Raw genomic sequence first — 8357 nt, forward strand, 5'->3', positions numbered from 1 at the left:
GTATATTATAATAGAGTAAAAGCCTTCAAGTTATTAACGAGAAGGCTTTTATATTTTAAATTAAAAAAAATAATTATGGCAGACGAAAAAAATATTCCAAAAAAAGGACAAATTAATATTGAATTAGACGAAAAAATAGCAGAAGGTACATATTCTAACTTAGCAATTATTAATCATTCTGTTTCAGAATTTGTAGTTGATTTTGTAAGTATTATGCCAGGAACTCCAAAAAGTAAAGTGAAATCTCGTATTATCTTAACTCCACAACATGCTAAACGTTTATTAAAAGCATTAGGTGATAATGTCGTTAGATTTGAAAAAGCACATGGAGAAATTAAAGATTACGAACAACCTCCAATTCCTTTAAATTTTGGACCAACAGGTCAGGCTTAAAAGCTTAAAAACAAATTATAGATTTTAGGAATCGATAAATTGTTTTTTATAGATTTTATTAATCAAAATTAGATTATTTTAAATAGAGTTTAAGGTTGTTTTATGTTTTTTTAATATAAATACTAAAGATAGTAGTCAAAGTGTCTTTAAAACTTATTAAACGTGATATTTTTGATTTTGACACAAAAAAACCTTTGAATTCTTAGTTCAAAGGTTTTTTTATTGGCTAAATGTTTCGTTTAGGCAACATCTTTCCGATTCAAATAATATTTTAATGCCCCTGAAGGACACTTTTTAATCTGATTAATAATAGCATCAGTTTGTGCTCCTTCTAAATCAATCCAAGGAATCACAGAATTTCTAAATACATCTGAAAGTTGTCTTGCACAAATGCCAGCATTGGCACAACAGCGAGGCTTGTAAGTAACGGTAATTTCAGCGTTACTAAAAACGTTTGCGTTAATTTCCATAATAAGTAGATTAGTTTGGGGTTAATCGTATTATTAAAGTATTGAATGATTTTTGATTACAATCAATTATTCGATAAAAAGTATTTTTAGTCGTTAAATTGATTTTATTTGAAAGAATAATCTGTATTTTTAGATAAGGGGTATACCAAGTTCTATTCAAATTCCGAAGTGAAATGAAAAGTAATACTTGGATATTTTTGTTGAGTCATTTGTAATGAAAACATAGAATCTGCCAAAAACACCAATTGATTTTGCTTATCTCTGGCTAAGAAGCGTTGTTTTACTCTAATAAACTCTTTAAATTCTTCACTTTTTTCATTATCTGTTTTAACCCAACAAGCTTTATGTACGTTTAGATTTTCATAAGTACATTTAGCACCATATTCATGTTCTAATCTATATTGAATGACTTCATACTGAAGTGCACCAACAGTACCTATTACTTTTCTACCGTTTAAATCTAAAGTAAATAATTGTGCAACACCTTCGTCCATTAACTGATCGATACCTTTGTATAACTGCTTTGCTTTCATTGGGTCAGCATTATTAATGTATCTAAAGTGTTCTGGTGAAAAGCTCGGAACTCCTTTATAATTTAGCACTTCTCCTTCAGTTAGAGTGTCGCCAATTTTAAAGCTTCCGGTATCTTGTAAACCAACGATATCACCTGGGTAAGAAATGTCTACAATCTCTTTCTTTTCAGCAAAGAATGCGTTTGGACTAGAAAATTTTAGTTTTTTATTATGTCGTACGTGTAAATAAGGAGTGTTTCGTTTAAACTCTCCAGATACAATCTTTATAAACGCTAATCTATTTCTGTGGTTGGGATCCATGTTGGCATGAATTTTAAAAACAAAACCACTAAATGCTTTTTCGTCAGGTTTTACTATGCGCTCTTCACTTTGTTTTGGTCTTGGCTTAGGAGCAATTTCGACAAAACAATCTAGTAATTCTCTAACACCAAAATTATTTAATGCAGAACCAAAGAATACAGGTTGTTGTTCTCCGTTTAAATAATCTTCTTTATTGAATTGAGGGTAGATACCACTTACCAATTCTATTTCTTCTCTTAATGTGTTTGCCGTGTTTTCACCTACAAGTTTATCTAATTCTGGCGATGCTAAATCCGAGATTTCGATAGTTTCTTCTATGTCCTTTCTACTATCTCCAGAAAATAGATTAATATTCTTTTCCCATATATTATAGATACCTTTAAAGTCATAGCCCATACCAATAGGAAAGCTTAAAGGCACAACTTTTAGTCCTAATTTTTGTTCAATCTCATCTAATAGATCAAAAGCGTCTTTACCCTCTCTATCCATTTTATTAATAAAAACAATCATTGGGATATTACGCATTCTACAAACCTGAACTAATTTTTCAGTTTGTTCCTCAACACCTTTGGCAACATCAATAACCACAATTACACTATCTACAGCAGTTAAAGTTCTAAAAGTGTCTTCGGCAAAATCCTTGTGACCAGGAGTATCTAAAATATTAATTTTAATGCCATTGTATTCAAAAGCCAAAACAGAGGTCGCTACAGAAATACCACGCTGACGCTCTATTTCCATAAAATCACTGGTAGCCCCTTTTTTTATTTTATTACTCTTTACAGCACCAGCTTCTTGTATGGCTCCACCAAATAATAATAGTTTCTCTGTTAATGTGGTCTTACCTGCATCTGGGTGTGATATAATACCAAAAGTACGTCGTCTGTTAATTTCTTTTAAAAAGCTCATAAAAATTATTAAAAAGGAATGCAAATATACCATTAATAACTCCATTTAAAATAACTAATTAATAGCTTTTAAGATATTTTAATATTGTTTAGCATCAATTATAGTTAGACGTATTTGTCTGGCAAATTAATGTTTATTAAGACCTTTTTTAAATTTGTTTTATTATGAATTTTTGTAGTATAATTCTCTTTTTTATTGATATAAATAGGATTACTTTTTTATGATACAGCATGTTTAAGTAGCTTTAGAATATTGTAGCGTTGACCTAAGTATAAAGGCAAAATCATTTGTTACTCTAACATTTTAGTGTTATCTATTTATATTCAATATATTGTTGAATAAAAGTTTCATTAAAAATTAAAAGATATCAAATTTTTTGTAATTTTACTCTTACTAAATTAGGGGATTAATTTTTTGAAGTTGATTAATAGTAAATCTCTTCACTAATACAATAATGTTTAGCTATTTTAAGATTTTAAGTGTGACTTAAAGGCAATTTAATGTGTCTTATTATTTAATATTTGTAGGTTTTTTCTATTAAATATAGATTTGTCTTACAAAAAAAATTATTTATTTACACTTTGTCGGATATATTTGTCATTTTATCGATATTTGTAATATGTTTTATTTACTCAAACTGAATTATACATCAACTATATAATCATATGAAAATCTCTACTCGATTCTCTTTTACTAAGAATATTAATACCAGTTTATATATGTGCATGGTTTTAGCGAAGTTATCTTTGTTTAGGTTAAAAACCTTTTTCCTTGTTGGTTTCTTTTCGTCATTTTTAATAATGAATGCTCAAGAAGATGTAACAACTATTTATGGTGATCAAGGCGGCTTTTTTGTTTCTTCTACTGGAGCAACAGTTACGGCAACAGATTCAAATAATTTATTAGGATTTATAGCTGATGGTGTTACGTACTCTACAGGTGTAGACGATTCTGTTTTAACATCTAATGGGATTGTTTTTACTCCAGCTAACTTTCGTGCTTTTCCGATACCAGGTGTAATCAATTACAGTAACCCAGAATTGTTGGGGGTAGCTTACAATTGGGGTGGAGTGAACCAAACCAATACTCCTTCAGATTATATTAATAATTTTTCACCAATAGTACCTACTAATTTTGTTAGAGATGGAGCTAGTGGTTTAGAGATGAGTACAAATTTTTTCAATATTGATCCGCAAGATATTGGATATGATGATTTAACCGTTCTTTCCGTAGCAAATATTACAGATAACATACCTGATATCATTGTGAATCAGACAGGTGCGCCTGGAGGTAGTGATACATTTAAGTTTGTAGATAACCTAGGAAATACAGTAGGGAATGTTGTTGTTGTTGATTTTTCTTCTACTCCGGTTGTTGCAGGTGTAGATTGGACTATTTATAATGTAGATCCTAGTACAGGAAGTGTTGTTAGTACATTTGGTGTAAATACATATAGAGATTTTAGGGTTTTATCATTTTTGTTGAGTGATTTTGGAATTACAGCTGGTAATTCTTCGCAAATAGTGAAATTTGTGCACACAACATCAGGTAATACAGACATCGCTTTTACAGCTTATAACACTAATAGTCTAGGGTTTAGTACTGCAGTAGATTTGAGTATTGATGCTAGTGTAGCATCTTCAACGAGCTTGTGTACAACAACTGATGTTGATTTGGTTGCTACGGTTACAAATAACAGTGCCAACAACAGTTATAGTTTTGTAGTAGAATCTCCGTTACCGTCGGGTGTAAGTTACACTAGTAGTTCTGCGGTTTTTTCATCTGGGTCTGGTACAGCTTCTTACGACTCAGTTTTAAATGAATGGGTGATTTTTGGTTTACAAGCAGGTGAAAGTGTAATCTTAACGGTTAATGGAGCTGCATCTCCAACGTTACCTATTGTCTATAATACAAGTATTACTAATATGGCTCAATTAGATCCTGATTATAGTAATAATTCATTTACAGTTTCTGAAACCGATTCAGATTGTGATGGTGTATATGATTCGTTAGATCTAGATAGTGATAATGATGGGATTTTAGATGCTGTTGAAGATGAAAATTTAGATTTAGATAATGATCCTTCAACAAATCCTACAGACACAGATAACGATACAATACCAGATTATTTAGATTTAGATTCGGATAATGATGGTATATATGATGTTGATGAAGCTGGTAATGGCGAGTTAGATACAAATAATGATGGTGTAATAGATAGTAGTGATGCCGTATACAATGATGATAATGGAAATGGAATTGATGATGTAGCTGAAGTTAACATACCAATTGATACTTTAGGAGATGGTAGTTTTGATTTCCAAAATACAGATAGTGATGGTGATGGCTGTTCAGATGCTAATGAAGCATATGGAGATGCTGATGCTTCCGGTTCAGATAATGGACAATTTGGTGATCCAGATCCAGCTTCGGTTAACGCAATTAATGGTTTAGTTACAGAAACAGGAGTAGATTATTCTTTAGGAACTAATTTTGCTGTTACCGATCCTATAAATACTTCAGCATGTAATCCTTGTCCTGATACAATACCACCTGGTAACCCAACAGCTGCGATAGCTGCAGCAGATGTAACTTTTGATATAGATAGTGGATTAAGTGCGGGTTTTCCTGCAGTATTAAACTCTATAACAATTGCTGGCGAACCAAATGCATTTACTGCAATATATAAACCAAATAATGTTAATTATCAATACGCAAATCCAGCAGGAAATAGTCAGTATGTTAGAGATCAATTGAGTACAACAGCTACAATAGCAGATGGAGAAGAAATTTATAATGCAGCTTTACTTGCTGCAAATGCTGAAAATGATTTAAGGCATTATGTATCAATGGATAATACCATAGATCCAACAGATTATAATGAATACATTTATAACTCTCCAATTGCTTCTGCTTCTAATAGATATATTATTGTTACTGAACGAAATGGTAATAATGAATTAAGTATTCAGGCCTTAGATAATTCTTTAAATCCTACAGGGAATATTGTATTGGCAAATGCAACAAATTATATTGATACTGGTGTTGCTACCGATTTTACGCAACATGTATTTTTAGCTATTTACCCATTAACCGCGTTAGTGCCATCTGGAACAGATGTTCAAGGTATTAGAATTACTCAAAGTGGAGCAACAGCTGGAGATGGAGGAGATGGAAAAGCGTTTATCGTTTATGACCCTTCATTCTTAGTTTTACCACCTACTATAGAGTATACAACATCAGCTGTTCAGCCAGATTGTGTATCTGTTCAAGGTTCTATCTCTATTGATGCTTTGGATAATGGTGGAGGTGCCATGGAATATAGTGTGAATGGTTTAGCAGGTCCTTTCCAATCAAGTCCTAACTTTAACAACTTGGCTCCTGGTTCATATACAGTTGCAGTTAGATATATTTCCTCACCTAGTTGTGTAGAGGTTGCTTTATCTCCAATCGTTTTGGATGTTCCTGATATTTGTGATATAGTTTCAAGTAATGAATCGGCATGTAGTGATAACGGTACTCCGTTAATTACAACCGATGATACTTTTACTGCAGACATAACAGTCTTCTTTTATAATCCTCCAGCAACAGGCAACTTAGAATTAACAGGAGATGCGACTAGAACAGTTCCTGTAACTAGTTTAACAGCTCCTTCCTATACATTTACGGGAGTAGAATTACCAGCAAATGGCACCAATTTGTCGTTTACTGCTACTTTTTCAGCTGATACTAACAGAACTTTAACAGTTAACGATGTTGTTACTGCGCCTTTTGAATGTAGTGATGAAAGTTGTTATGATATTATACCTGTAGGGAATCCTAGTGCGGCGCTTTTATCTAGCGAAGTTAGTTTTAATATCTCTAGTGCTCCTAATGCAGGATTCCCTGCAGTATTAAATTCTATAACGGTAGCAGGTCAGCCAAATCCGTTTACTGAGATTTATATACCTAATAATGTGAATTATCAGTATGCTAATCCACAAGCTACGAGTCAATTTGTTACGGATCAATTAGGTACAACTGCAACTATAGCTGACGATCCAGCGATTTATAATGCTGCGTTATTAGCCGCAAATTTTGAAAATGATTTAAGACACTATGTGTCTATGGATAATACTATCGATCCTACTGATTTTAATGAGTTTATTTATAATACACCTATAGCAGCTGCTTCTAATCGTTATTTGGTAATTACAGAACGTAATGGTAATAACGAAATGAGTATTCAGGCCTTAGATGGTTCGTTAAATTTAATAGGTAATATTGTGTTAGCAAATCCATCAGTATACATTAATACAGGTGTCCCAACTGATTATACTCAGGAGATATATGTAGCCATTTATCCATTAACAGCATTGGTGCCTTCTGGTACAGATGTACAAGGAATTAGAGTTACTCAAACAGGTGCTGCTGACCCAGGTCCAAACTTTGGTGATGGTGGTGATGGAAAGGCGTTCATAATTTATGATAATGCATTTTTAACTCCTCCCCCAACAATTAATCTTGCAACTACTGTTGTACAGCCAACTTGTGCAACAAATACTGGTTCTATTAATGTAGGAGCAACAGATAATGGAGGAGGAGCTATTGAGTATAGTGTTAATGGTTTGGCAGGTCCTTTTCTTCCAACACCTAACTTTAGTGGACTTGCAGCAGGATCATATACTGTCGCTGTTAGATATGCAGGAAACCCTGATTGTGTTGAAGTTGCATTAGAGCCAATTGTTTTAGTAGAAGCAAATTGTTCTATTAGTTTAATTAAAAGTGTATCTAGTGTAGATGCTTTAGGAGCAGCAGGAATATTAGACGATGAAATAACTTACGAATTTACTGTTACTAATACTGGAGACGAAACATTAACAAATATTATTGTTACAGACCCATTAGTAGGAACAGTAACTTGTGTTTCAACGACTCTTGCTCCAGGAGCTAATACGACATGTAGTGCAACATACGTAATTACTCAGTCAGATATTGATAATGGGGGAATAGAGAATTCTGCAATTGTAAGTGCGGAAGCACCAGGTGGAGATACTTTAGACCCAAGTGATGATATCACAGATGTTTCTGATACTGGTACTGCTAGTGATGGAACGGTTGTAACGGATCCAGAAACAGTAGAGACTGATGATATCGATACTATAAATGGAGATAGTAATGATTCCGATCCAACAAATGATGTTACGCCTTTTGAAATTTCTCAAAACCCAGAGTTAACAGTTACAAAAACAATAACGACTTCAGGAGCGGTATTGAACGATGTTATTGTCTATGATATTATTGTAGTTAACACAGGAGATGTAACAATAACCGATATTGAGATTACCGATGCGAATGCAGACTTGGGAACATTATCGTATCCAGGTGGACTGACAAATATTCCAAGTTTAGCACCAAACGCAAGTGCTACCGTAACAGTAGAGCAAACAATTACTCAAGCGGATATAGATGCAGGCTTTGTAGAGAACAGTGCAACTGCCATAGGAGATAGTCCAGTAGGAACGGATGATGTGACCGATGTTTCAGATACAGATGTAGATCCAAATGGTGATCCAATCTTGGATAATGAGACCGTAGATGGACCAGATACAGGTACGAATCCTACAGAAGATCCAACACGAACAGACTTAGATCAAAGTCCAGAGTTAAGCATAACCAAAACAGGTAGTTTAGACTTGGGCGCTGATAATGCCGTAAGTGTAGGTGATATCATAACCTATACATATACTGTGACCAACACAGGCGACGTTAC

Annotated in this window: 4 protein-coding genes; 2 read left to right on the forward strand and 2 right to left on the reverse strand. The window is 33.3% G+C overall.

Annotation, left to right across the window (positions count from 1 at the left end; all coding sequences use genetic code 11):
• Positions 1-75 precede the first annotated feature (75 nt).
• Complete coding sequence (locus VDP25_RS15425) at positions 76-393, forward strand: DUF3467 domain-containing protein (RefSeq protein WP_334471263.1); 318 nt, start codon at positions 76-78, stop codon at positions 391-393.
• Between the two features lie 239 nt (positions 394-632).
• On the opposite strand, the gene VDP25_RS15430 is transcribed toward VDP25_RS15425, so the two are convergent.
• Both VDP25_RS15430 and VDP25_RS15435 read right to left on the reverse strand, forming a co-directional pair.
• A complete protein-coding gene (locus VDP25_RS15430; RefSeq protein ID WP_215924744.1) occupies positions 633-863 on the reverse strand; it encodes a (4Fe-4S)-binding protein in 231 nt (76 codons plus the stop codon).
• A gap of 152 nt (positions 864-1015) precedes the next feature.
• Positions 1016-2605 (reverse strand): peptide chain release factor 3, encoded by a 1590-nt coding sequence (locus VDP25_RS15435; RefSeq protein ID WP_334471266.1) that lies wholly within the window; start codon positions 2603-2605, stop codon positions 1016-1018.
• An 800-nt stretch (positions 2606-3405) separates the two neighbouring features.
• Here VDP25_RS15435 and VDP25_RS15440 point away from each other — a divergent pair.
• A partial coding sequence (locus VDP25_RS15440; protein ID WP_443089859.1) for a DUF7507 domain-containing protein occupies positions 3406-8357 on the forward strand: 4952 nt, incomplete at its 3' end.

The organism is Winogradskyella sp. ECml5-4, assembly GCF_036903175.1.
Lineage (GTDB): Bacteria > Bacteroidota > Bacteroidia > Flavobacteriales > Flavobacteriaceae > Winogradskyella > Winogradskyella damuponensis.